Consider the following 352-nt stretch of genomic DNA (forward strand, 5'->3'; position numbering starts at 1 on the left):
TTGCTATCGTAGCGGTACTGTCGGGAGGGCGCGGCAATATCGTTTCGGCGTTCTTACTGTTTGTTTGTGCGCTACTTGCCAGGGGAAGGGCACCAAATCCGATTCGGATGTTTGTGTTTGGTCTGGTGCCGTTGGTTCTTTTTCTGCAGGTGTACACGGCTTATGTGCGATATGCAGGATTCCAAGGTCGGGCTGGCCAGGACGTCTGGTTCGAATCAGTTGTTGAATCTGAAAGCTTTGCCATTTGGAAAAGTGTGTATGCCGTCGCGGAAACTGGCTTTGAACTGCCCTATCCATTCTATGGATTGACGGCTTCGTTCTTTTTTCCTGTTCCCCGATCACTTGCTCCGTT

1 protein-coding gene is annotated in these 352 nt (G+C 50.6%); it reads left to right on the plus strand.

Annotated elements, in window-relative coordinates:
• On the plus strand, positions 1 to 352 hold a 352-nt coding region (locus AC5ZGW_RS47700; RefSeq protein ID WP_496114345.1), incomplete at both ends, for a hypothetical protein.

The organism is Bradyrhizobium sp. Crot121 (assembly GCF_059512385.1).